Genomic DNA, 23017 nt, shown 5'->3' on the forward strand with positions numbered 1-23017 from the left:
GGGAAGCAGGGCCCGAAAGAAGATGTCGTAGCGAATCGTTCCTTCGTGTAGATCCGTATCCTCGGTATTGCCTCCCTGGATGCGCGATCCTTGCACCGGCACCGAGGACACTTCCGGCGTCCCTTCGATATACTTGTTCATAATGTCGTCAATCGTTTCTTCCCGGTATTCGGGAACGCATTCCTTCAAAATCCAGGCGAGGACGATTTTTTCGGACAACAGCCGTTTGCACGCCGCGTCGTATTGGGACTGCATCGACGTGTCGTGCAAAGCTTGCGCCAAAGACGTGTCTTTGTGCTTACATTGTAGCACAGCATCGGGAGAAGAATCGCGTTTTTGCGATGGTCCAAACGGATACGCCATTTTTTGCTTCTCCTTTCTCGTTTTCAAATCTTGTTGTTTGTGGCATCGTTTTTCCCTCCTTCCCAATGAACGAAGTTATAAATTAGTAAATCCTTCATACCTTTATATACGACAAAACGAGGGAAAACCGGACATTATTTTTTAAAATTTTTGAAAATTCTAAAAACTTGCCATATTCGTCGGTTTTTATTTTTTGGTAAAGAGTGCTTTTTACAGGCATTGACTGAATGATGTTGAATAACACAATCGAAAATTGGATGTTTTTGAAAGAATTTGATGACTTTACTTCCTTTCTCCAAAAAGAAACGCCCTGAATCGTAGGCACAGGGCGTTTTGTTTGGATCTATAGATTTTGCTGGAGCGCGCGCACTTGCTCGATGGAAAGCTCGGTATCCTCGGCAATTTCCGCAATGGGAAGGTTGCGCGCAAGCATTTTTTGAGCGAGCTGAATTTTTACAGCTTGAGAAATTTCGTCGCGAATCTCGTTCTTGACTTCGCTTTTCACTTCGTCGCGAATCTCGTTCTTGACTTCGCTTTTCACTTCGTCGCGAATCTCGCTCTTCATTTCGTCACGAATCTCATTTTTGACTTCGCGCTTCACTTCGTCACGCAATTCCACCCGCATTTCCGCGCGGACTTCTTCCCACACCGAATCGGTAAACGTCATCATACTTTTTCGCTCCTTTCCATATTTGACTTGTCGCATTTTATCCCGCAAATTATCATGAAACAGCTGGTTTGGATTGCACTGCCGGAAATCGTGGATCAGTTTTCCCAGCGCAGTGTCCGTTTTTTCATAAGCTCCATTGACACAAACGATTTTTAAATGGGTGTCGACCACTTCTCCTGTTTCCAGTATACTACGTCCTAACGTATATTTGGGTAGATTCATTCCAAATACATCCGTTTCGGTAAAAAAGATGACCGTCACATCCGGAATCTGCTCATAGCTCGCTCCTTTGTTCAAGGCGGCGATAAACGTCAGCGCCGCATAAAACTCCATTCGCGGAAACAAAATGACGAGCCGGCCGTTGCGCTGCATTTCCAAAATATCAATTTTGTTTTCTTTCATCGCAGCATGCAGGTCAAAGACGCCATCGTGCTCTTTCAAGCTGTTAATGACACGATATTCGACTTTGGCATCCACACAAACAAGATCCGGTTCATCCAAAATCGTCCGGAACACGAATTCGACAAGCGGAATATCGTCGTGGAACATCATTTGAAACAATCCCGAATCCAAAATACGAAGCCGGTCAATGAGAGTGGAAATTTTGTCATAGTTTGTTGGCATAGCTTTTCTCCTTTCCGTAGGAGAAAGACCTCTACACCTTTCTATACGACAAAAAGGAGGAAAAGGGGAGAAAAAATGAAAAAAGTGAATGTTTCCGATTTTAAAGAAAACATCACACTTGAACAAAGCGTTTTCCTAAAACTGCTGCTTTTCCAAAAAGTTCAACAAATCATGACGAAAATGTCGAAGGGCGGACTCGTTAGCCCCGGTTTCTAAATAAAAGCGCATTTGCGTGACATATTCGTTTTCCAGCAATTCCATGGATTTTTTCTGTTTCTCCTGCTTCACATAGTGAAACAAGGAAAGAAACGTAAACAAATTGATGATAAACAAGACGCCAAGAACGATCCAGTAGTTTTTTAGAAAAAACAACACGTTGAAGGGTTCGAAAATATGACAGGCGCATAAAGCGACTAAAATCACATTCAGCATGAGTGAAATCAAATATCCGCTCATTTGCACGCTCGCAAGCCGGGCTTTGGAAAACCCGCGAATCATGCCAAACAACAAGAGAAGAAGCAGGCATGAAGCGAACAAATAGACAGAAAACATGTCGCCCATGTTCAACGCGTCGAATTCCGCCAATTCCGGCGGGCGATGCAAAAGAAAGTAGGTGAAAGAAACTGCTAGAATCTCCGAAACCACTAAAGCGATTTGACAAAGCAAAATACCGAAAAGCAACCGCTTTTTCGGCTCCTGCCGGATCGTCTGGCATAAAAACAAAAACTCCAGGGCGCAGTTGAAAACGTTTCGGAAAATCATGGCGCGACTTGGGATTAGATTGTTCACAGGGTACACCACGATCATCATGAACAATGTCATTTTCCAAAAAAATGAGAACCTTCGCTTCATAGAAAAAAACAGCGAATAAAAGAAAGCGATGGTCGCGGACTGGAAAGTCAAAATCAAAACAAACAATCCAAGTTCCATCAACAATCACGCTCTTCTTTCCAATGTCGTTCCCGGGCGCCCAGAATCCACAAATAAACCGCCAGCGCGAACAAAAAGGCGCTATACAAAAAGTAGCCCGGACTGATGCCGGCCACCCCGTTGGCTTTCAAAATAAACAACGTGATTTGAAGCGCGATGGAAGCGATCAGGCAAACAACACCACAAAGCGTCAACATACAAATTCCCCCTTTTTTCTATTATACCAAACTGCTTTCTTTTCCATGGAAAAAGAAAGGTTAAAATATAAGTTAGTATGATAAAAAAAGAAAAATATTTAAAAACAAAGACGTGTTTTCCATTCTTTCATCGGATAAAATAAAAAAGAGGAAAACCACATCCAAAAAGAAAGCGAGGAGGATGAAAAGACAAAAGGGAACAAAAAGCAAATGAATGGAAGTGAAAAAACCAGCGTTCTATAATGATTTTAAAGATGAAAGTAATCTCAAGTAAGGAGGACTTCTATGGATTTTGAAAAAATGTCCGAGAATCTGCAAAAGATCCTGATGAACGCCGTCAACGACGCGAAAGCGAATCAACACGCTTCCGTGGATACGATCGACGTTTTGGAAGCGATGTTCAAAGCCGACATTCTCGACGGTTTGTTCGACCGGTTGAATGTGGACAAGAAACTCGCCCTGACGATCATTGCGGATGAAGAAAAAAAGATCGTGAAGAGCTCTTCTCAAAACATCAATTTGTCGAACGAGGTACAAAAATCAATCGACAAAGCGGCAAAATGGGCGAGTCAGCACGATGAAATCTACTTATCCGTAGCTACACTGTGGATTGCGTTGATGTTCAACCGTTCCTATATTTCCCGCCGTCTCGTTCAAACGTTCAACTTGACGGAAAAAGCTTGCGAGCAAGCCGAACTCGATCGTCGAGGCGGACGCAAGATGGATACGCCAAACGCCGAAGACAATCTGGAAGCGCTGAAAAAATACGGACGCGACTTAGTCGCCGAAGTGCGCGAAGGAAAAATCGACCCGATCATCGGCCGTGACGACGAGATCCGGCGCGTGATGCAAATCCTGTCCCGGAAAACGAAAAACAATCCGGTTTTGATCGGTGAGCCAGGCGTTGGTAAAACCGCCGTCGTCGAAGGACTGGCTTGGCGAATCATGAAAGGCGACGTGCCTGAATCGTTAAAAGATAAAACTCTGATCGAACTCGATATGGGTTCCCTGATCGCCGGCGCGAAATACCGCGGCGAGTTCGAGGAACGCCTGAAAGCCGTATTGGATGAAATCAAAGGATCCAACGGCCGGATCATCGTCTTCATCGACGAGATCCACAATCTGGTCGGCGCCGGAAAGACCGAAGGGTCGATGGACGCCGGCAACCTGCTCAAACCAATGCTCGCGCGTGGCGAACTGCATATGATTGGCGCCACCACGTTCAATGAATATCGTCAATACATCGAAAAGGACGCCGCACTGGAACGTCGTTTCCAAAAAGTCAACGTCCGTGAACCGAACGTCGAAGATACGATCGCCATCCTGCGTGGATTGAAAGACCGCTTCGAAGGCTACCACGGTGTCCGTATTTTGGATGACGCGCTCGTTTCCGCCGCCACAATGTCCGACCGCTACATTACCGACCGGTTTTTGCCGGACAAGGCCATCGACCTTGTCGACGAGGCGTGCGCGACTTTGAAAGTCCAAATGGAAAGCATGCCGCAGGAACTCGACGAACTGGAACGTAAGATCATGCAGCTCCAAATCGAAAAGACGTCGCTCATGTCGGAAACGGATAAAAAAGCCGTGGAACGCCGCAGCGAAATCGAAGAGGAAATGGGCAAGCTTCAGGAAAAGCGCGACGAGCTCCACTCCAAATGGGAAGACGAGAAACGCATTCTCAACATGGCGCAGGAAGACAAGCTCGCGCTTGAAAAAGCGAAACTCGATCTGGAACAAGCGCAAAACGACCTTCGCTATGAGGATGCCGCCAAACTGCAATACCAGATCATTCCGGAACTGGAAGCGCGCATCAACAAAGACAATGGCGGATTGCCAAACGATGAAGGCGCCTTGATTCAGGAAACCGTCAACGAGGAACTCGTATCCAAAATCATTTCCCGCTGGACCGGTGTGGAAGTGACCCGTCTTGTCGAAAGCGAGCGCGAAAAGCTGCTCAACCTGCAAAAGGTTCTCGAGCGCCGCGTCGTAGGACAAGACCACGCGATCGAACTTGTTGTCGACTGCATTTTACGATCGAAAGCGCAAATCCAGGACGAAAACCGTCCAATCGGTTCGTTCATGTTCCTCGGTCCTACCGGTGTCGGAAAAACCGAAGTCGCCAAAGCTTTGGCCGAACAGCTGTTCGACGACGAGCGCCACATCGTTCGAATCGACATGTCCGAATACATGGAGAAACATAGCGTCGCCCGTTTGATCGGAGCGCCTCCAGGATACGTCGGCCATGAGGAAGGCGGACAGCTGACCGAAGCGGTACGCCGCAATCCATATTCGATCGTCTTGTTCGATGAAATCGAAAAAGCGCATCCGGATGTGTTTAACGTATTGCTGCAAATTCTGGATGACGGACGAATCACCGACTCCAAAGGCGTGACGGTTGATTTCAAAAACACGATCATCATTTTGACGAGCAATCTGGGAAGCCAGTACGCGTTCGAATACAAAAACGAACCGGAACTTCTTCAAGAGAAATACATGGAAGCGGTGAAAGCGCACTTCCGTCCGGAATTTATCAACCGAATCGACGAAATCGTCGTATTCAACGCCCTTCACGACAAAGCCTTTGTCAAGATCGCACGCAAGTTCATGGGCGAACTCATCGAGCGTTTGAAAGAAAAAGACATCACTGTCCATGTCAGTGACGCCGTTTACGACCGGATCGCGGAAAATGGCGTGGATCCGTTGTTTGGCGCCCGTCCGATGAAACGGTACATCCAGCGTCAGATCGAGACGGAAATCGCCCGTCAAATGATCAAAGAAGGCGCGATGCAGGACGCGACGATCCGCATCGACGTCCGCGATGGACACTACGACATCAAAGTGACAAAAAACAAAAAGTAAATCCTCAAAACCAAAGCCGGGAAGTCGATTTCCGGCTTTTTTCCAGCCAGAACGATCCCGCTTTGCATCGAGGAAAAAGAAGACTACAATAAAAGAAACAAGGAGGAAACAGTATGAATCCAATCAAGCAGTTACACGATATCATTGAGAAATCCGACAATATCGTTTTTTTTGGCGGAGCCGGCGTGTCGACCGAAAGCCACATCCCCGACTTTCGCAGCGACAACGGGCTGTATAAACGAAAGTATCCTTATCCGGCGGAAACGATGCTGAGCCACACGTTTTACACCCAGCATCCCAAGGAGTTTTTTGAATTTTATTTTAACGAGATGATTTATCAAGACGCCGTTCCCAACAAAGCGCATGCCGCGCTGGCCAAGCTGGAACAGGAAGGAAAGCTCAAAGCCGTCATTACGCAAAACATCGACGGCCTGCATCAAAAGGCCGGTTCTTTGAACGTGCTTGAGCTGCATGGTTCCGTGCTCCGCAATTTCTGCACCCGCTGCCATAAGGCGTTTACGCTCGAGGAAACGATCGCGCGCCGTGATCAGGACGGCATTCCGCGATGCGACGTGGACAACGCCATCATCAAGCCCGACGTCGTGCTGTACGAAGAAGGGCTCGATGAATCGGTCATTTACGCGGCGGTGGACGCCATCTCGCACGTCGACACGCTCATCGTGGCCGGCACAAGCCTGGTTGTGTATCCGGCCGCGGGACTCATTCAGTATTTTCGAGGAAAAAACCTTGTCCTCATCAACCGGGACAGCACGCCAATGGATGGAAAGGCGACACTGGTCATTCACGACGCCATCGGCAAAGTGCTCGACGAAGCCGTCAATGGATAAACAGAAAAGATCAAAGGAGAAGTAGAAACGCGCTTCTCTTTTCTTTTTCATAAAACGGCGGCTAGAACGTTTTGTCTTGTTCTATGGCGCGGACGTTTTCCATCCGATAGGACAAATGCTCGTCATAGTGGCGGGCAAAATAAGCCGAATACAGCAAATCGAGCAAAAAGAGAATGGAAACTTCCGAAGAATACGACGCGATTTTCGCAAACCAGTCTTCCTTGGAAAAAATCGTCAAAACGACATCCGCGCTTTGCCGCAAAACGTTATCGTGCCGTCCTGTCAAAGCGATCATGGGCACGCCGCGCGCCTGACAAAGCGGAATTAAAGCCATCGGCTCTCTTTGAGGCGGCATTCCGGAATAGGAAATCAAAATCGCGCAGTCACGAAAAGTCAATGTGTTGACGAAATAGCGGGCGTCGGCCGGCTCGCATAAGTCGACACGTTTTCCAAGCTTTACCATTTTTTGAATGAAGATCCGGCTCAAAGAGCGGTTGGCGCCAATGCCCAAAACAACGATCCGCTCGCTTTCATCCAAAATCGAGGCCGCCTTTTCCAACGCGGCGTCTTCGCACAAATCGTTCGTTAAATAAACGCTTTCCATATAGATTTGCGCCAAGTGGCTACGCATTTGCGCGGTGCGATCCTGCTTTGAAAAAGGAATGTTTGTGTCGACCCCCTCGAACAACCGTTCCGTTTCCTTTCTTTCGAAAACATACGCCTTGTGAAAGGCGGTCCAGCCAGAAAATCCGAGCGCTTTCGCGACCCGTACCAAAGTCGCCTTGGACGTAAAGGTCGCTTCGGCGACTTCTTGCATCGACATGTTTTCTAGTGCGTTGGCTTCCAGCAATAGAAAGCGGGCGACCGCGCTACGCGCGTCGTGGACTTCCTGGGCCAGACGCTCGATTTTTTCCCGAATAAGCATTGCGTTCCTCTTTCTAAAATTTCGTTTCAAATTTTTTCGTGGTTTTTCATTATTTTATCATGAAAGCGTAAAGACCCGAAACCGGATTTCAGCGCCATCGGGTACAATAAAAGCGAAAAGGAGAGTGTTGAAAGATGAGAACCATTCAAGTTGGAATGATTGGCAATGGAAAAAGCGCAAATCGCTACCACGCGCCGTTTTTGCTGGATCTACCCGAAAAATTCAAAATCAAAACAATTTATAGCCGGAACCATGCCCGGGATTCGTGGGCTGAAATAGAGGGTGTGTGCTACACGAACCAAATGGAACACGTGCTGCTGGATCCCGAGATTGAGCTTGTCGTGATTGCCACCAGACACGACACGCATTATGAATTCGCGAAACAAAGCCTGCTGGCCGGAAAGCACACGCTAGTCGAAAAGCCTTTTACCATGACCAGCGCCCAAGCCATTGAATTGTTCGCTTTAGCCCGCGAGCGAGACGTCATGTTGCAAGGCTATCAAAACCGGCGATTCGACAGCGACTACCTGACGATGAAAGCCGTGATCGAAAGTCAAAAGCTCGGTACGCTGCTCGAAGTGGAATTGCATTATGACTATTACCGGCCGGATGTGCCGCAAGCTGTCGAATCGTATTCGCGCATGAGCTCGTTTGTATACGGACACGCCTGCCACACGCTAGACCAAATGCTGGCGCTCTTTGGAAATCCCCAACGCGTTGTCGGGGATGTTCGCTCGCTGCTTGGCGCGGGCCGGATGAACGATTATTTCGATTTTGACTTATTTTACGAAGAGCCCTTGAAGGTTTCCGTGAAATCCAGTTATTTTCGCGCGAAGGCGAGGCCGAAGTTCATCGCATACGGGACGAAGGGAATGTTTATCAAAGAAACGGAAGACCGGCAGGAGGAAGATTTGAAACGATTTTACTTTCCGCAAGGACATCCGGATTTTGGAAAAGACCGGCCTTTCGAGTTTGGCACGCTCATATACTACGATGAACAAGGCGCGTATCACGAGGAAAAGGTGCCGACGGTCGAAAGCCGGTATTCCAGTTTTTACGAGGCGGTTTACGATACGATCGTTGAAGGCAAAAAACAGCTTGTAACGCCGGAACAAACGATTGCGCTCATGCGCCTGCTCGAAAACGCGTGCGCCGGTTTGGAAAACAAAAGCGAGGATTTAAAATGATCTTCGCTTTTATTCGTTGTCCTGTTCCAGAAAATTGAGCAAATCGTGACGCAGCCGCCGCCATCCGTCCTTGGAAGACTCGTTATTTAAATAAAAGAGCAGCTGGCCGTGATAAATGGTTTCCAGGCGCAGCTGGCTTTGGCGCAATCTTTCCAGCCGCGCAAAGCGGGAGAGCGAGAAAAGCGTCAAAACGTTCAGAACGAGCAGGATCGCCACCACGAATGGATAGGAAACGGAAAAAAAATCATCCCGCCTCGTTCCAAGCAGCTGGCAGACGCACAACACGAGCAAAATATTGTTTAAAAGCAGGCAGCCCAAATATGTGATCATTTTCGTGCTGGCAGTCAGCGTTTTGGAAAAGATTTGCAGCAAAGCGAAAACGATGAGCGTCATCCATCCGCACGCGATCCAAGTCATGATTTTTTGCACGTTGTCAAAAGCCGAAAAGTCCGTTGTTTTTCGCGTCAAGAGATACAGCATCGGAATGCCGCAAATTTCGACGAGCACAAGCGCGGTTTTATATAAGAGAACGGCGAAAACGATTCTTCTTGTCGTTTCCTGCCAAAAAAGAAACCGGCACAACACGCCAAGAAAGACGCAGTTGAAGAGATTTTTAATGATTAAATCCATTTCAGCCAGCCGCAAGTCGATTGGAAAGATGACGCCCACAAACGCGATCCATAAAACGAGAAATTGACGCCATGGTCGTTTGGCGCGCAAATACAAGGCGAATAAAGCCGATTGAACGGCAGACTGGTAAAACAGCGCCGCAATGTACCAGCCGGGCATCAGGATTCCTCCTTTGTCGTTTCCCAGAAGTTCAGCAAGTCGTGGCGCAGCCGGCGCAACACATGCTCGTCAGACTTGTCACGCACATAACAGGCCAGTTGTTTTTGATAGACGGATTCCAATGCGCGTTGTGCGCTTTGCGCTTTTTGGATTCGGATAAACCGGCGCAAAGAAACGAAAGTTGCCCCGTTAAAAACGAAAAGAAACGCCAGCGCGATTCCATAGGAACGGGCGAAGAACACGTGCTCGTCTGGGACGACGATGAACGCGCCGCAAAGCGCCGTAAAACCAACGTTCAGCAGCATGCCCAGCAAATACAAAAATCCCTTTTTCCGGGTCACCAGTCCGTTAGGAAACACTTGAAGCATGACAAGATACACGATGGTCAGCGCGAATGAACCGAGGGCATACATAAAGCTTTGATCGACGTTGAACCGTGTTGGATCCGGGCTGTGGCCGGTAAAGACGTAAAACGCGAAAACCGAAACGATTTCCGTAAGCACGAGTCCGAATTCGTACAACGCCGTCGCCATGATGATCGTGCGCCTTTTCAACGAGCGAAATACGATTTGGCTCGCGACGACAAGCAGTCCGAAGTTGAATATGTTTTTTAGCAGCGGCCACGTGGCTGGAAACAACGTGTCGAGCGGGTAGAGAACCAGCATGAACAATCCCAAATAAAACAGAAAGAGCCGCCGTTTTTCAGGCGAAGGATAGTAAAGCGCGAAAAACGCGGATTGCACGACGCTTTGATAAAGCAGCACAACAAAAAAAGCGGATGTCATCTGGATTCCTCCTTTGCCGCTTCCCAGAAGTTCAGCAAGTCGTGACGCAAGTGCCGCCACGCCATCGCGTCTCTTTCGCGACTGGCGTACAAGGCCAGCTGTTTTTTGTATTCCCGTTCCAGCCCCGAAAGCGTATGCTGACGGCGCGCCGCGTGGAAATGATGGTGCAGCGAACCGAGAATACCGGCCATCAAGACAACCATAAAGCCCGTTAAAAGGCTGTATGCGAGCGGATCGAAAGACAAAATCAGCAGGGATGCGCATAGCGCGGTCAAAATCACGGATACAAGCAGCCAGACCACATTCGTGGCGACTTTTATTTTGGCGGTGACTCTTTTCGAAAAGATGGCGAGCAAAACAAAGAAGACGAAGGTGGCGCCCAACGAGCCAAGTGTGTAAGTCAAAAGCTGGTTTTGATCCAAAGTGGATGGATCGGGCACAAAACCAAACGCGAGGTACAAGACCAAAATCAAAACCACCTCCGTGAGAAAGTAACCGATTTCCAGCAGGACGATTCCAAACGTAAGGACAAACCGCGGGACATCCCAAAGCAAAAGCGAGCTGGCGAACCATAAAATCAAAGCGTTCGCCGCGTTTTTCACAATGGGCTGCCGGGCGAAAAGCCACGTGTCCAGCGGAAACAGCACCAACACGAAAATGCCCATATAGCCTAGTCCAGTTTTTCTTTTTCGCGGAGCGTCGAAATAAAGTGTCAAAAACAGAGAGGAAATCAGCGCCTGGTATCCAACGAGCGCGGCATACCAAAGCGTCATGACTGGTTTTCCTCCCAGAAATTCAATAAATCGTGACGCAGCCGGCGCCAGCCTTCCTCGCGCTGGTCGTTTTCCATATAAAGAAGAAGCTGCTTCTTGTATTCGTATTCCAGCCGTTCCGCGACTTGACGCTGCCGTTCCCGCCGAATCACGCGAGTCAGCGAAAAAAGAGTAGCCAGATTGGCGCCAATCAAAACCGCGACCACGCCCCAGTAGCTGGATTCGAAAAACGAAGGGTTGTACGGTATGAAAATCTGGCAAACGGCCAACACGAGCAAAATGACGTTAAAGAGCAGGCAAGCCAAATACCAGAACATTTTCGTATGGGCGGACGGCGCTTTGGAAACGACAGAAAGCGTCCCAAAAACAAACACGGCCAGCCAGATGCAGGCAATCAACGTGAACACTTTTTGAATCGGTCCGTACATGCGCAAATCGGGCACGAAACCAAAAAGAAGATACATCGTCGGAACGGCGAGGATTTCAAAGAGCACGAGCATGATTTCATAAAGCAGCACAGCCAATATGATTTTTCTCATTTTCTGGTCGCGAAACAGAAACCGGCAAAGCACAACAAGGGACCCGCAAAAAAACGCGTTTTTGATAAAAAGGTCGTATTCGCCAATCCAGGAACCAATCGGAAACAAGACGAATACAAGCAGCGTCCACAAAATCCCAAACGCGCGGGCCGGATGCTTGCCGTTGAGAAAGACGATAAAAAAGATAGCGTGAAGCGCGGATTGATAAGCCAGCGCGGCGGCGTACCAGAGTGGCATAGCGACCTCCTTCACCCGTTGTTTTCGCACAGCGTGGCCGTGCAGCGGCACCGGGTTCCATCGGTTTCGTGTGTAAACAATCCATTGTGGGTTTTGCATGTGTGCTCGATGATCGCCAGGCCGAGGCCGTGCTGTTTTTGGTCTTTTTTCGTGGAACGGCCTTTGACCAGCGCCGCGTGGGCCGGAATGGTGTTTTCCACCTGGCAGACGAGCACGTTGGCACGCGTATGCAAGTGGATGTCAATCACCCGGTCTTTATCCAAGGCGAGCACCGCTTCGATGGCGTTGTCGATCAAGTTGGAAAGGACGCTTAAAATGGCGTAACCATCCAAATTCAGCTCAGCGGGCACGGCCGCGACAATCGAGTAGTCGATGCCATGCGATTTCATAATAAGCGATTTATGGTAAAGCAAGGCGTCCACGATTTTGTGCGGACAATAGTTGACGAACAGCGAATCGGCTTCCTCGTGAAGAAGCTCGTCGATTTTCGCCCGTCGAACCATCTCGTCCTGCGGGATATCCTTCATCATGGTTTTTAGTTTTTCCTGCAGTCTGGCCATGTCCTGCTCGGCTTTCATCGTCGCTAAAAGATGTTCTTTTTGAATCGCGTTTTGCGCGCGGAGCACTTCCTTGCGGGTGTCTTCCTGCATTTCCTCCAGCAGCGTGCGAATGAGCCGGACCGCGAAAAATCCCGAACCGCAAAAAAGCGCGAGAACGCAAAGAACCCATCCGGGAGCGAAGGTGATGCGAATCGTCCGGTTGGCAAGCGGAATGAGAACGATGAGCGCGGCTTCGAACAACAAATACATCGCCACGTTGAAGCGCGGTGAAGAAAAGCGTTTTTTCATAAAATTCCCTCCTTTGGATCGGTTAAATAGCGATGAAAGGAGGTCTTGATCGGCTGGATATAGCCTCTGGAAACCGAAAGAAGCTTGCCGTCGTCCATTTTCAAATCGTGAACCATATAAGAGCGGACGTAACGGAAGTTGACGACAAACGAGCGGTGGCAGCGGTGAAACGAATCGGGAAGCTGCCGGATCAGCGTTTCCAAATCCTCTTTGACTTTGATCGTTTCCGTCCGGCAGTACACGAGCGTGTACCGCTTGATGCGCTCCAAATAAAGCACCCTGTCGGGATCGAGCCGAATCGTCGAAGTGCCGGTGTGGGCGACGATTTCCTTTGGCCGGCTTTTCAGCAGCCCCACCGCCTTTTGCATCGCCGCTTCCAGACGGGTTTCTTTTTGTGGTTTGTAAACAAAATAGCAATGGTCGACTTCGTACACGTCGCACGCCTTTTCCAAATACGAGCTTAAAAACACGAGGATGCACGAAGGGTCGATTTTCTTAATGGTCTTGGCGGTTTCGATTCCGCTGACGTCGTTTTTGAGCATGATGTCCATGAGTACGATGCGCGGGATGCGCGCGGTTTGGATGTGCGCGATCAACGCGTTCTCGTCGGTAAATCCATGGATGGCGCCTTCCGGAAAACGGGCGCGAAGCCAGTCGATGAGCTTTTCGTTTTGCACGGGATCGTCTTCGCAAAGATTGATTTCATAATCCATAAAATTCCTACTTTCTTTATAAATAAAATTATAATTCAAGCGAAAAAAAGAAGGAAGCGGAACTTGAAATAAACACGGAAATTATAATTTAATACTTATATATTTGGATCAAAAAAGGCAGAATTGGCGGGTTCTTATGTTTTTTGGGTCAAAAAGCGTGCATTTGGGGACATAGAGGGGACAAATCGCATAAAAATCGGTAAGATATACTTAGAAGACGAGAACTGTTTTGTGGGGAAGCTGTTTGAATCTTGTTTCAAAAAAAAGCCGGAGGTAAAAATCCGGCTTTTTGCTACTGAGGATAGTGAAGGGAATCCGGTCCAATCGAATCCAGCGTTTGCGAAAGGTAGCGCCGGGCGACAAAACGGGCCATGGGCAAGTTCATATCGAGATAGTTGCCGCAGTCTTTCGGACTCGCGCCAGGGACATCGCCCTCGAAAGTGGCGATCCAGGCGAAAAGGGAGCGGACGAGTTCGACAACGTCCTCGGATTCCAAGTCGCCAGCCAAAATCAAATAAAAACCGGTCCGGCAGCCCATAGGGCCAAAGTAAATGACGTTTTCTTTCCAGTCCGGATCGTTGCGCAAATACGTGGCGCCTAAATGCTCGATCGTATGGACTTCTGCCGTGTTGAGCACCGGCTCGTCGTTGGGACTTGTCATGCGGATGTCGAACGTCGTCAGCGTCGTGTTTCCGGCATGGTCTTTGCGGGAAACGTAAATCCCGGGTTTCAATTTCAAATGATCCACAGTAAAGCTCGCTATTTTTTCCATCGGTTCCTCCTTGTTTTTGATTGATCGAAAAGGTGTTTTCAAATTTCTAGTAATTCAGCATTTCAAAATCGGACGCGCCAACCGGTTCAAGCGTCTGCACATCCACCGATTGGATTCGAATCCGGGGAATGCTTTCCATTTGGGAAATCAAGGCGTCGATTCGCGCTTTCGGCCCTTCGAGTTCCGCGTCCACCGAGCCATCTTCGTTGTTTTTGACCCAGCCCGCCAGCTTCATGTTGATCGCCCGGCGCCACATTTCAACCCGGAAGCCGACGCCTTGCACCGTTCCGGTAAAATGATAGCGGCGGCGGACTATGTCGTCTGTAGGCAGCGAATCGTACGCGTTCGCAACCGGATTTTTAGGATATTTGGTTTGATATTTTTTAAAGAAATTCATAGGGATTCTCCTCGTTTCTTTATTATACCATTCTTCAAAACAAGCGATGGATTTCTTTTTTAGAAAAAAGGCTGGCAAAAGCTGGAAGAATATTGTCTTTTTCGTATAATTGCCAGAAAAAATCGAAGACAATACAATACTTATGATATGATCCGTAAAAAGGAGGTTTTGCCATGTCAAACCAAACCAAAAACAGCGAGACGCTCTCCTGGGTATGTCTGGGCGTCGGCGTCGTTTCATGGCTTTTTAATCCATTCGCGCTGCTTTCGATCCTCGGCATCTTTTTGTACGTGTACACCCGTTCGACGTATGGCGTCAAAAACATCAAGCTGACCGCCGGAGGGCTTTTGTCCGGCATCGCGCTTTTGTTTTTTATACTCGCCATCTTGAAAATCGTAGGCTGGTAAGTGTTATACTGATAGCAATAGAAGAGAGGGTCCACGATGAAAACGTCAATCAAAAGCCAAATCGAAACGCAATGCGATCAAGGGCTGTCCGAATTTGAGGCAATTAGCGAATTTGTTTTCGCCCATCCCGAACCGGGAGGAAAAGAAGAGGTGTGCGCCCGGTATTTAAGCGACCGGCTCGAACAAAACGGCTTCAAGGTTTGGCGGGCGTACCAAGGCATGCCGACCGCGTTTCGCGCCGAATGGGGAAGCGGGCCGGTTACGATCGCGTTTTTAGCCGAATACGACGCGCTCCCAGGCTACGGGCCGGGCCATGACGAATGGGCGCACGCCTGCGGACACAACTGGATTAGCGCCACCGCGCTTGGCAGCGCCATCACGCTTTCACGCGTGTTCTCTTCCCGGGACATTCGTCTTGTCGTCTTTGGCACGCCGGCCGAGGAAACGTTGGGAGGAAAATGCGAGCTCGTTCAAAACGGGGCGTTTGACGACGTCGATTTCGTGCTCCAGGCCCATTTGGGCGGCCATACGATGGTCCGCCCGAAAACGCAAGCGATGGATTCCATCGAGTTTTCGTTTTTTGGCCGCGCCGCCCACGCCGCCATGTCGCCTGAGCAAGGCATCAACGCGCTTGAAGCCGTCTTGCTGCTTTTTCAAGGCATCAACGCGCGCCGGCCCTACTGGAAAAAAAGCGCTTCCGTCGCCGGGATCATTACCGATGGCGGGCAGGCGTGCAATATCGTTCCCGATTACGCCGCGTGCCGCTTTTATGTCCGCGACGCGACCCGCCAAGAGGTCGAAACGCTGACGTCCACGCTGCAAGCCATTGGACAAGGCGCGCAAGCGATGACCGGCGCGCGGATGGAAACGCGCTTTTTTGAAAACTCGTTTGACGAATTGCGCAACGACGAAACGCTTTGCTCGGTTGTCGAAGCCAATTTGCGCCGTCTTGGCATCGAGCGGTTTTACGAACCCGAGTATCCGGGTGGAAGCTCGGACATCGGCAACGTGTCCCACGTCGTGCCGACGATGTATTTTGAACTCGAAACCGGCATGGTTCCACCTGTCTACGCGCACGAGAGCGGATTTCTCGAGGCGGTTCACGGCCCGCTGGCCCGGTCCAGTTTACGGCAGGCGGTTTTGGCCATGACGTGGAGCGTAGCCGATATTTTGGAAGCCGGGAACAAAGAATAAATAAAAAAAGGCGGGTTTGAGAAAATCGCCTTTTTATAAGGTGTCGGATGGTTCGGTGTACAGCTTCCAGCCATCGCTTTCGCGCACGAGAACCGTCTTTTTGTTGGTGGCGCTGGCGTCCAATGCGTTTGGCGGCAGACGGACTCCGTTCGGATGGCTTTCATCGAACAAGAAAGGCGTTTGCCCGTCCCGAACAAAGACGGCGTCGTTGCCAACCGGGAAGGCGTCCTGAAAGGGTCCGCACATTTTGCCGCCGTCAATCACCAGAAACCCATCGTCGGTTTGAACGGGATACATGCCTTGGACCGGCGCGTAAAAGCGGGAAAGGCCATAGTTTTGAAACAAGTCGTTTTGATGGTGGTAAACGGCGTTTTGAAGCGGTCCGTACACTTCGCCGGTTTGCCGGTTCCAAATCCGGTACGCGCCATCGAGTTTTCCTTGCGCCACATCGTCCAGATCGTAAACGATATACGCCTCGCTTGAAAAGAGATCCGAAGGAATGTCCGTCCACGAAGCCCCCTTTGGATCCAGCAAATCGCTTGTGGTCGTATACCGTACTTTTTCGCTGTCCGGGTCGTACGCGAGCACGTTGGAGTCGACGCCGCCAATGCCTTCCAGCGCCTCTTTCTTTTTTCTCCCGGTCGCGTAGTCGAAACTTTGGGAATCGCCATCGCTTGTTCGAAGCAGCACGTCCTCCTCGATCCATAAGGCGTGGGTATACGTCGTTCGTCCCGCCTCGTTGCCTTCACTGTCCAAAATATGCAGGAGGCCGTCGTCCTGCTGCGCCAAATAGTAGCCTTTGTGGACTTGGGGGATGGAACGATCCGCCAAATGCGGCATGTCTTTTTTCAAAATATACGGACTGCCGGCTTGCCCGGGGCGGGCGCACGCAACCATCCCGCCAAGCAAGCACGCCATTCCAATCGTTTTCCATTTTTTCATCGCGCTCATTTCCTTTTTTCTTATCTTAGCATACAAAAAAGACAGTTTCGACGGGAAACTGTCTTCGGGTTCTTTACTGCAATGGCATGGCAGTCTGGACGCGATTGTCCTGCGCCAGTTGCGGCAAGGCAAGGTCGAGCGTTTCGCGCAAGACGTCTTCTACGGTTTTCACAGGGACGATCGTCAGGCTGTCCTTGATTTCCTGCGGCACTTCAGCCAGATCGGACTGGTTGTCCCATGGAATGAGAACTTTGACGACACCCGCGCGCTGGGCTCCAAACAGCTTTTCCTTAAGGCCGCCAATCGGCAGCACGTCGCCGCGCAGCGTCAGCTCGCCCGTCATCGCGATGCGCGCGTCCACTGGTTTGTTTAAAACGAGGGAAGCCAGCGCCGTAAACAAAGTGATTCCCGCGCTCGGTCCATCCTTTGGCGTGGCGCCAGCCGGCACGTGGATGTGCAAGTCCTGCGCTTTCAATCCGCTCGTCAAAGCCGGCATTCTCGATTTGAGCACGCTCAAACTAATGCGCGCCGACTCTTTCATGACGTCCCCGAGCTGGCCGGTCAAAATGGTTTGTCCGGTTCCGGGCATGGCGGCCGTTTCGATGAAGAGCACTTCGCCGCCGACCGCCGTCCAGGCCAGTCCTGTGACGACGCCGGCTGGGTTGCTTTCCTTCACTTGCTCGTGGCGGGCTTTTTTTGGTCCAAGCAATGGCTCGAGGTCGTTTTCGGAAACGACAATCGAGTCGCCGCCTTCCAAAATGCGTTCGGATTGGGAGCGGACAAGCGCCGCGATCTGCTTTTTCAATCCGCGGCAGCCCGCTTCCATCGTGTAGCCGCCAATGAGAGAGCGAATCGCCTCGTCCGTGATCGCGAACTGTTCCGGCGAAACGCCCGACTCGCTTAAAACGGCCGGAACGAGATGGTCTTTGGCGATGTGGAATTTCTCCTCGGCCGTATAGCTGGAAATCGAAATGACTTCCATGCGGTCGAGCAGCGGGGCCGGAATGGAATCCACGCTGTTGGCGGTCGCGATAAACAGCACGTCTGACAAGTCGTACGGCAAATCCAAATAGTGATCGGTGAACGTGTTGTTTTGTTCCGGATCGAGCACTTCGAGCATGGCCGCGGCCGGATCGCCGCTAAAGCCGCCTTGCATCAGCTTGTCGATCTCGTCGAGAATCATGACGGGATTGGTCGCGCCCGCGCGTTTCATCGACTGGAGGACGCGGCCGGCCATGGCGCCCACATACGTGCGCCGGTGACCGCGAATCTCGGACTCGTCTTTGACGCCACCCAGACTCATTCGCACATACGGCCGGTCCAGCGCTTCGGCAATCGACTTGCCCAGCGATGTTTTTCCCGTGCCGGGCGGGCCGACAAGCAAAATCGCGCTCCCTTTGTTGGAGTTTTTCAGCCGCATGATCGCCAAATGCTGAATGATTCGCTCTTTTACTTTATCCATGCCGTAATGCCGGCTGTCCAGGATTTGCCGGGCCTGGGCCAGATCGGCAAAGGACAAAGGCTGTTTTTCCCAAGGCAGGGCGAGGGCGAACTCCAGATACGTCCGCAAGACGTCCTGCTCGCTGCTGTTGGGCGCGAAGGCTGATTCCAGCTTCGCCACATCGTCCAGCAGCGCCTGCTCGATATCGTGAGGAAGGCGGGCGCTCAAAACGCGGGAACGCCAGTCGTTTGGATCGTCTTCGGATTCGCCAGTCGTTTCGGCGAGCTCTTTTTGCAGCGCCTCAATGTGCCGGCGCAGCGCCTGTTCCCGATACGTCTTATTGGCTTGCTCGGTGAATTTCTCGTTCATTTCCAAATTGATGGCGACAACTTCCTTTTGGCGCAGCAGCAAGTCGATAAACGACAGGGCGCGCTCTTTCAAGGAGTCGGTCCGCAGCAAGTCGTAGCGCTCGCTTTGGGTTAGCGGCATGTATTGGGCGACATAGACGATCAACTCGTTGATCGAGGCGATTTCCTCGGCTCGCGCAACGATCGCCTCGCCGCCGCGAAACGCCTGGGCCATGTCGCGGACGATGGAGCGCATGTATTCCAGCATGTCTTGCGTGGAGCGCGCCGGCAAATCGTCGCTTTCCGGCTGTATCGTGTAGGCGCAAGCGGGAAAGCGTCCTTCGACAACGTGCTCGATTTTGACGCGTTCGAGAGCCTTCGCCCAGACGCTTGTTCCTTTTTTCGTGTATTCGATGGAGGTGATTTCGCAGCGGATGCCATAAGGGTGAAAATCCGCGGCGCTCCAGTGGTCTTTTGTGTGCTCGGCTTGAACGAGTCCGGCGATGAACGATTCGTCGCGAATGCGGTCCACGTCGTCTTGACTCAAGTTTCGAAGCTGAATCGTCGTGTTCGGCAATAGGAGAGTGCCGAAGACGGGCACGATCACAGCGGCAGCCGTTTCGTTGTTTGTATTCATAGAAAATTTCCTCTCTTTCCATTTTGCCTTTTTTTGGCACTTTAAACGATGGAGTGCTTAAAGTAAGTGTATTATAACTCATGATAAGAAAAATGTAAATACACATAGAAAACTTACCTTGTTTATTTTTGTAATGAAGTATGGTATAGTGAATAAAAAGGAAAGAAGAGTTAAGAGATGATTGTATTTACGGATGAAACGTGCCCGATGCGCGTGGCGTGTCGGGCGATCGAGGGAAAATGGAAGCTGCCAATCTTGTATGTGTTGTGCGAAAACGGGACGCTGCGCTACAACGAACTGAAAAAGGCGCTCGGCATTACGAACGTCATGCTGTCGAACACCTTGAAGGAAATGGAACAGGAAGGGCTTGTGGCGCGTGTCCAGTACAACGAGATTCCGCCCCGGGTCGAGTATTCGCTCACCGAGGTGTCCGGCGCGCTTTTGCCAATCGTCCAGGCGTTTTGCGCCTGGGGCGAAACGCTTCTTTCTTTAGAGGAAACCGATTGACAGCGTCCTCTTTTCTCTTTATAATATCAATAACAAATAAGTTATATGTTATAGGAGGAAAACATGGCTTTGGATCAAACACTCAAGGCGCTGGACGACCCGATTCGGCGCTCGATTCTCAACTTGCTCAAGCAGCGTTCGATGACGGTACAGGAAATCGTCGAGCATTTTTCCATCTCGCAACCCGCGATTTCCCGGCATTTGTCCGTACTGAAAAAGGCGGATCTCATCCGTGACGAGCGGCACGGGAAATACATCGTGTACACGCTGAACACGTCGGTGCTTGAGGAAGTTATTTTATGGATGCAGGATTTGAAAGGAGAACGCTATGAACGCCAAGTCGTATCGAAAAGAACTTCTCGCTGACTCGCTGCTCATCGTCCTTCCGCTTTTCCTTGGCTTTTTTCTGCCGGTCAGTTCGGAAAGCGTGCTGCGAATCACGTGGCAGTTTGTCTTTCCGCTCACGACGCTAGGCATGTTTTGGCTTATCGCGTATTTGGGCATTTGGAAAGGGCGGTTTGAAACGATGAAGCCGGACGTCGTGCGCTGGACGCTGTTTTTGCAGCCAATGATCAGTTTGGCGGTGTGCGCGATGTTTGTCGGGCTCGAATATTTTCCAAACTGGAACGGACTCGTTTTTGTCAACGGCATGCTCGCCCTGATCTTTTTGGTCTGCGGCAATTTGCTGCCGAAGATCTCGCAAAATGAAATGATCGGGATCCGGACGCGCTGGGCGCTGGAAAACGCGGACAACTGGAACTACACGCAGCGCGTTGGCGGCCGCATTTGGGTCGTTTGCGGTCTGATCATGCTGGGCGCGTGTTTTTTTCCAAACGGGACAGGCGTCATCGTCGTTCTCGCCTTGATCGCTTCGGGGCTTTCCGTGTTCGTGTCGTGGAAGTACGCCAGGGTTCAAAAGGCGCAAGGTGTGGTGTTTTCCAAACCGAAGCCGTTCGACAAGAAAAATCTGCTCTGGCTAATCCTTGGCGTTCCGCCTTTGATTTTCGCCCTGGTGATCGTTTTTGCCGGGGACTATACCGTGCGAGTCGACCGCGGACAAATCACGCTGGACGCCAATTTCGTATCCGACACGGTCGTACCGTTTGACGAGATCGAATCCATCACAATGGAGCCGGACAGCGCGCCGGGAACGCGGGTGAATGGCTACGACGCGCGCTCGATTTTGATGGGACGGTTTGAAAACGACGCGTTTGGCCGCTACACGCGCTACACAAAAGGAAACGGGGACGTGATCGTGATCCAAACGAAAGAGGGAACGATTGTGTTCAACGAGGCGAGTCCAAGCAAGACAAAGGCGCTTTATCGTCAAATCCGGCAAGAAAAAGAAACGGATCACCGCGGAGTTTCCGCGGCTTTTTTTGTCGATCATGCCACAAAAACAGCCAAGTATGAAAGCGCTTTTCATTATAATTGACTTTGATGGTCTACGTTTGTAAACTGGACATAAAGGAAGGTGGAATCATGATCAGGAAAACAGATTACGCATTGCGTATTTTACGGACGCTTTCGGATGGCGGATTGTACTCGATGAAAGCTTTGTGCGCCAGCGAATGCATTCCGCAGCCTTTCGCGTATAAGATCGTCGCCTTGTTGCGCAACGCGGGACTCGTGCAAAGCCTGCCGGGCTCCAAAGGCGGATGCCGGCTGGCGGGGGATTTGCGCGATTTCACGCTGCTCGATTTGATTCGGCTCATTGAAGAGGACGAAGCGATCAATCTTTGCTTGCGCGAGGGTCATTGTTGCGAATGGACGCAGGCGCAAAACGAGCCGTGCCGCATTCATGGCGCGCTGGAAGACGTCCAGCGAAAAATCAACGCGGTGTACGCATCGTATACGTTGCATGACTTGATTCTGGGAAAGACAAAATAAATGAGAAAACCGGAAAAGCCGGAAAAAAGGGAGGTTAACATGTTTCGATGTACCGACGAGCACGAACAGCTTCGTGCCCAGATCCGTGAATTCGCGGAAAGCGAAATCAAGCCGTACGCGTTCCAGTGGGATCGGGAAAGCCATTTCCCGCGCGATGTCGTAGAGAAAATGGGCCAAAAAGGCTGGCTAGGCATTCCGTATCCGAAAGAATACGGCGGCATGGGAAAGGATATTTTGAGTTATTCGATCGCGGTCGAGGAATTGTCGCGCGTCGATGGCGGAACGGGCGTCATTTTATCGGCGCACGTCTCGCTGGGCAGCTGGCCGATCTTCGCGTTTGGAACGGAAGAACAAAAACAAAAGTATCTCGTTCCGCTGGCGAAAGGCGAAAAAATCGGCGCGTTTGGATTGACGGAACCGAACGCCGGTTCGGACGCGGGTGGCACGGAGACGACGGCCGTTTTGGAGGGCGACCACTACGTGCTCAATGGCGAAAAGATCTTTATTACCAACGGCGGCGAGGCCGACACGTATGTCGTGTTCGCAGTCACGACGCCGAACATTGGCACGCGCGGCATTAGCGCGTTTATCGTGGAAAAAGGCTGGGAAGGCTTCACGATTGGCGACCACTACGACAAGCTGGGCATTCGCTCGTCGGCGACGGCGCAGCTGCTGTTCGACGATGTGAAGGTGCCAAAGGAAAACCTGCTTGGCAAGGAGGGCGAAGGCTTCAAGATCGCGATGGCGACACTCGACGGCGGCCGCATCGGCATCGCTTCGCAGGCGCTCGGCATCGCCCAAGGCGCGTTCGAGAGCGCGAAAAACTACACGCTGGACCGGGTGCAGTTTGGCAAGCCGGTCGCGTTCCAGCAAGGCATGTCGTTCAAGCTGGCGGACATGGCGACACAAATACGGGCCGCGAGAATGCTTGTGTACAGCGCGGCCGAATTGAAGGAAAACCACGAAAGCTACGGTATGGAAGCGGCGATGGCGAAACAGTACGCTTCGGACACGGCGGTCAAGGTGACCGAGGAAGCCATTCAGTGCTTTGGCGGCAACGGCTATTTGAAAGGCATGGATGTCGAGCGAATGTACCGCGACGCCAAGATCACGCAAATCTACGAGGGAACGAACGAGATCATGCGGGTCGTGATTTCATCGCACTTGCTAGGCAAGCCGCCGAAAAAGGAAAA

General features: G+C 50.8%; 23 protein-coding genes and 2 pseudogenes. 10 read left to right on the forward strand and 15 right to left on the reverse strand.

The features are described 5' to 3' along the window. From ABNS49_RS02895 to ABNS49_RS02910, 4 genes and pseudogenes are all read right to left on the reverse strand, one after another. Positions 1–363, reverse strand: a pseudogene (locus tag ABNS49_RS02895) (hypothetical protein); the annotation flags it as partial. A gap of 343 nt (positions 364–706) precedes the next feature. Further along, complete coding sequence (locus ABNS49_RS02900) at positions 707–1657, reverse strand: hypothetical protein (RefSeq protein ID WP_288342363.1); 951 nt, start codon at positions 1655–1657, stop codon at positions 707–709. A 135-nt stretch (positions 1658–1792) separates the two neighbouring features. After that, complete coding sequence (locus ABNS49_RS02905) at positions 1793–2419, reverse strand: hypothetical protein (RefSeq protein WP_135980135.1); 627 nt, start codon at positions 2417–2419, stop codon at positions 1793–1795. Between the two features lie 167 nt (positions 2420–2586). Then, positions 2587–2784, reverse strand: a complete 198-nt coding sequence (locus ABNS49_RS02910; protein WP_135980136.1) for a hypothetical protein — start codon at positions 2782–2784, stop codon at positions 2587–2589. A 285-nt stretch (positions 2785–3069) separates the two neighbouring features. On the opposite strand from ABNS49_RS02910, the gene ABNS49_RS02915 reads away from it, so the two are divergent. Beyond that, complete coding sequence (locus tag ABNS49_RS02915; RefSeq protein WP_135980137.1) at positions 3070–5646, forward strand: AAA family ATPase; 2577 nt, start codon at positions 3070–3072, stop codon at positions 5644–5646. A gap of 113 nt (positions 5647–5759) precedes the next feature. Beyond that, on the forward strand, positions 5760–6494 hold the full coding sequence (locus ABNS49_RS02920; RefSeq protein WP_305084938.1) for an NAD-dependent protein deacylase: 735 nt from the start codon (positions 5760–5762) through the stop codon (positions 6492–6494). Positions 6495–6555: 61 nt separating this feature from the next. On the opposite strand, the gene ABNS49_RS02925 is transcribed toward ABNS49_RS02920, so the two are convergent. Then, positions 6556–7419 (reverse strand): MurR/RpiR family transcriptional regulator, encoded by an 864-nt coding sequence (locus ABNS49_RS02925; protein WP_135980139.1) that lies wholly within the window; start codon positions 7417–7419, stop codon positions 6556–6558. A 134-nt stretch (positions 7420–7553) separates the two neighbouring features. On the opposite strand from ABNS49_RS02925, the gene ABNS49_RS02930 reads away from it, so the two are divergent. Then, positions 7554–8606 (forward strand): Gfo/Idh/MocA family oxidoreductase, encoded by a 1053-nt coding sequence (locus ABNS49_RS02930; protein ID WP_288342359.1) that lies wholly within the window; start codon positions 7554–7556, stop codon positions 8604–8606. A gap of 9 nt (positions 8607–8615) precedes the next feature. Here ABNS49_RS02930 and ABNS49_RS02935 read toward each other — a convergent pair whose 3' ends face one another. From ABNS49_RS02935 to ABNS49_RS02970, 8 genes are all read right to left on the reverse strand, one after another. Continuing rightward, positions 8616–9395 carry a hypothetical protein gene (locus ABNS49_RS02935; RefSeq protein ID WP_305084937.1) on the reverse strand — a complete coding sequence of 260 codons (780 nt, stop codon included), beginning with the start codon at positions 9393–9395 and terminating at the stop codon, positions 8616–8618. After that, positions 9395–10180: a hypothetical protein gene (locus ABNS49_RS02940; RefSeq protein ID WP_135980142.1), complete on the reverse strand. Its 786-nt coding sequence runs from the start codon at positions 10178–10180 to the stop codon at positions 9395–9397. The genes ABNS49_RS02935 and ABNS49_RS02940 overlap by 1 nt, the downstream gene beginning before the upstream one ends. After that, a complete protein-coding gene (locus ABNS49_RS02945; RefSeq protein ID WP_135980143.1) occupies positions 10177–10953 on the reverse strand; it encodes a hypothetical protein in 777 nt (258 codons plus the stop codon). The genes ABNS49_RS02940 and ABNS49_RS02945 overlap by 4 nt, the downstream gene beginning before the upstream one ends. Next, positions 10950–11729 (reverse strand): hypothetical protein, encoded by a 780-nt coding sequence (locus ABNS49_RS02950; protein ID WP_135980144.1) that lies wholly within the window; start codon positions 11727–11729, stop codon positions 10950–10952. Before ABNS49_RS02950 ends, ABNS49_RS02945 begins: the two co-directional genes overlap by 4 nt. A gap of 11 nt (positions 11730–11740) precedes the next feature. Beyond that, positions 11741–12577 (reverse strand): GHKL domain-containing protein, encoded by an 837-nt coding sequence (locus ABNS49_RS02955; RefSeq protein ID WP_135980145.1) that lies wholly within the window; start codon positions 12575–12577, stop codon positions 11741–11743. Next, positions 12574–13290, reverse strand: coding sequence for a LytTR family DNA-binding domain-containing protein (locus ABNS49_RS02960; protein WP_135980146.1), 717 nt, complete (start codon positions 13288–13290; stop codon positions 12574–12576). The genes ABNS49_RS02955 and ABNS49_RS02960 overlap by 4 nt, the downstream gene beginning before the upstream one ends. A gap of 292 nt (positions 13291–13582) precedes the next feature. Further along, entirely contained in the window at positions 13583–14062 is a 480-nt protein-coding gene (locus ABNS49_RS02965; RefSeq protein ID WP_135980147.1) for an S-ribosylhomocysteine lyase, read from the reverse strand. A 46-nt stretch (positions 14063–14108) separates the two neighbouring features. Further along, positions 14109–14459, reverse strand: a complete 351-nt coding sequence (locus ABNS49_RS02970) for an acylphosphatase (RefSeq protein WP_168353574.1) — start codon at positions 14457–14459, stop codon at positions 14109–14111. Positions 14460–14632: 173 nt separating this feature from the next. Here ABNS49_RS02970 and ABNS49_RS02975 point away from each other — a divergent pair, with 173 nt between their 5' ends. Together ABNS49_RS02975 and ABNS49_RS02980 are read left to right on the forward strand one after the other, a co-directional pair. Next, the gene (locus ABNS49_RS02975; RefSeq protein ID WP_135980149.1) at positions 14633–14866 is read left to right on the forward strand and encodes a hypothetical protein; all 234 of its coding nucleotides are present in this window, start codon (positions 14633–14635) and stop codon (positions 14864–14866) included. A gap of 36 nt (positions 14867–14902) precedes the next feature. Beyond that, a complete protein-coding gene (locus ABNS49_RS02980) occupies positions 14903–16060 on the forward strand; it encodes an amidohydrolase (RefSeq protein WP_135980150.1) in 1158 nt (385 codons plus the stop codon). A 33-nt stretch (positions 16061–16093) separates the two neighbouring features. Here ABNS49_RS02980 and ABNS49_RS02985 read toward each other — a convergent pair whose 3' ends face one another. Both ABNS49_RS02985 and lon read right to left on the reverse strand, forming a co-directional pair. After that, on the reverse strand, positions 16094–17002 hold the full coding sequence (locus ABNS49_RS02985; RefSeq protein WP_135980151.1) for a hypothetical protein: 909 nt from the start codon (positions 17000–17002) through the stop codon (positions 16094–16096). Positions 17003–17075: 73 nt separating this feature from the next. Next, positions 17076–19427: an endopeptidase La gene (gene lon, locus ABNS49_RS02990; protein ID WP_135980152.1), complete on the reverse strand. Its 2352-nt coding sequence runs from the start codon at positions 19425–19427 to the stop codon at positions 17076–17078. Between the two features lie 177 nt (positions 19428–19604). Between lon and ABNS49_RS02995 the strand changes: the two genes are divergently transcribed. The 5 genes and pseudogenes from ABNS49_RS02995 to ABNS49_RS03015 all read left to right on the forward strand — a co-directional run. After that, positions 19605–19934, forward strand: coding sequence for a helix-turn-helix domain-containing protein (locus ABNS49_RS02995; protein WP_135980154.1), 330 nt, complete (start codon positions 19605–19607; stop codon positions 19932–19934). Between the two features lie 63 nt (positions 19935–19997). Continuing rightward, on the forward strand, positions 19998–20300 hold the full coding sequence (locus ABNS49_RS03000) for an autorepressor SdpR family transcription factor (RefSeq protein ID WP_135980155.1): 303 nt from the start codon (positions 19998–20000) through the stop codon (positions 20298–20300). Further along, positions 20263–21369 carry an SdpI family protein gene (locus ABNS49_RS03005; protein WP_135980157.1) on the forward strand — a complete coding sequence of 369 codons (1107 nt, stop codon included), beginning with the start codon at positions 20263–20265 and terminating at the stop codon, positions 21367–21369. The genes ABNS49_RS03000 and ABNS49_RS03005 overlap by 38 nt, the downstream gene beginning before the upstream one ends. 47 nt (positions 21370–21416) lie before the next feature. Then, a complete protein-coding gene (locus ABNS49_RS03010) occupies positions 21417–21824 on the forward strand; it encodes an Rrf2 family transcriptional regulator (RefSeq protein WP_168353575.1) in 408 nt (135 codons plus the stop codon). 39 nt (positions 21825–21863) lie between these two features. Then, a pseudogene (locus ABNS49_RS03015) lies at positions 21864–23000 on the forward strand (acyl-CoA dehydrogenase); the annotation flags it as partial. Positions 23001–23017: the final 17 nt, after the last annotated feature.

This window comes from uncultured Dubosiella sp., from assembly GCF_964018005.1.
In the GTDB taxonomy this organism is placed as follows: Bacteria; Bacillota_I; Bacilli_A; order Erysipelotrichales; family Erysipelotrichaceae; genus Dubosiella; species Dubosiella muris.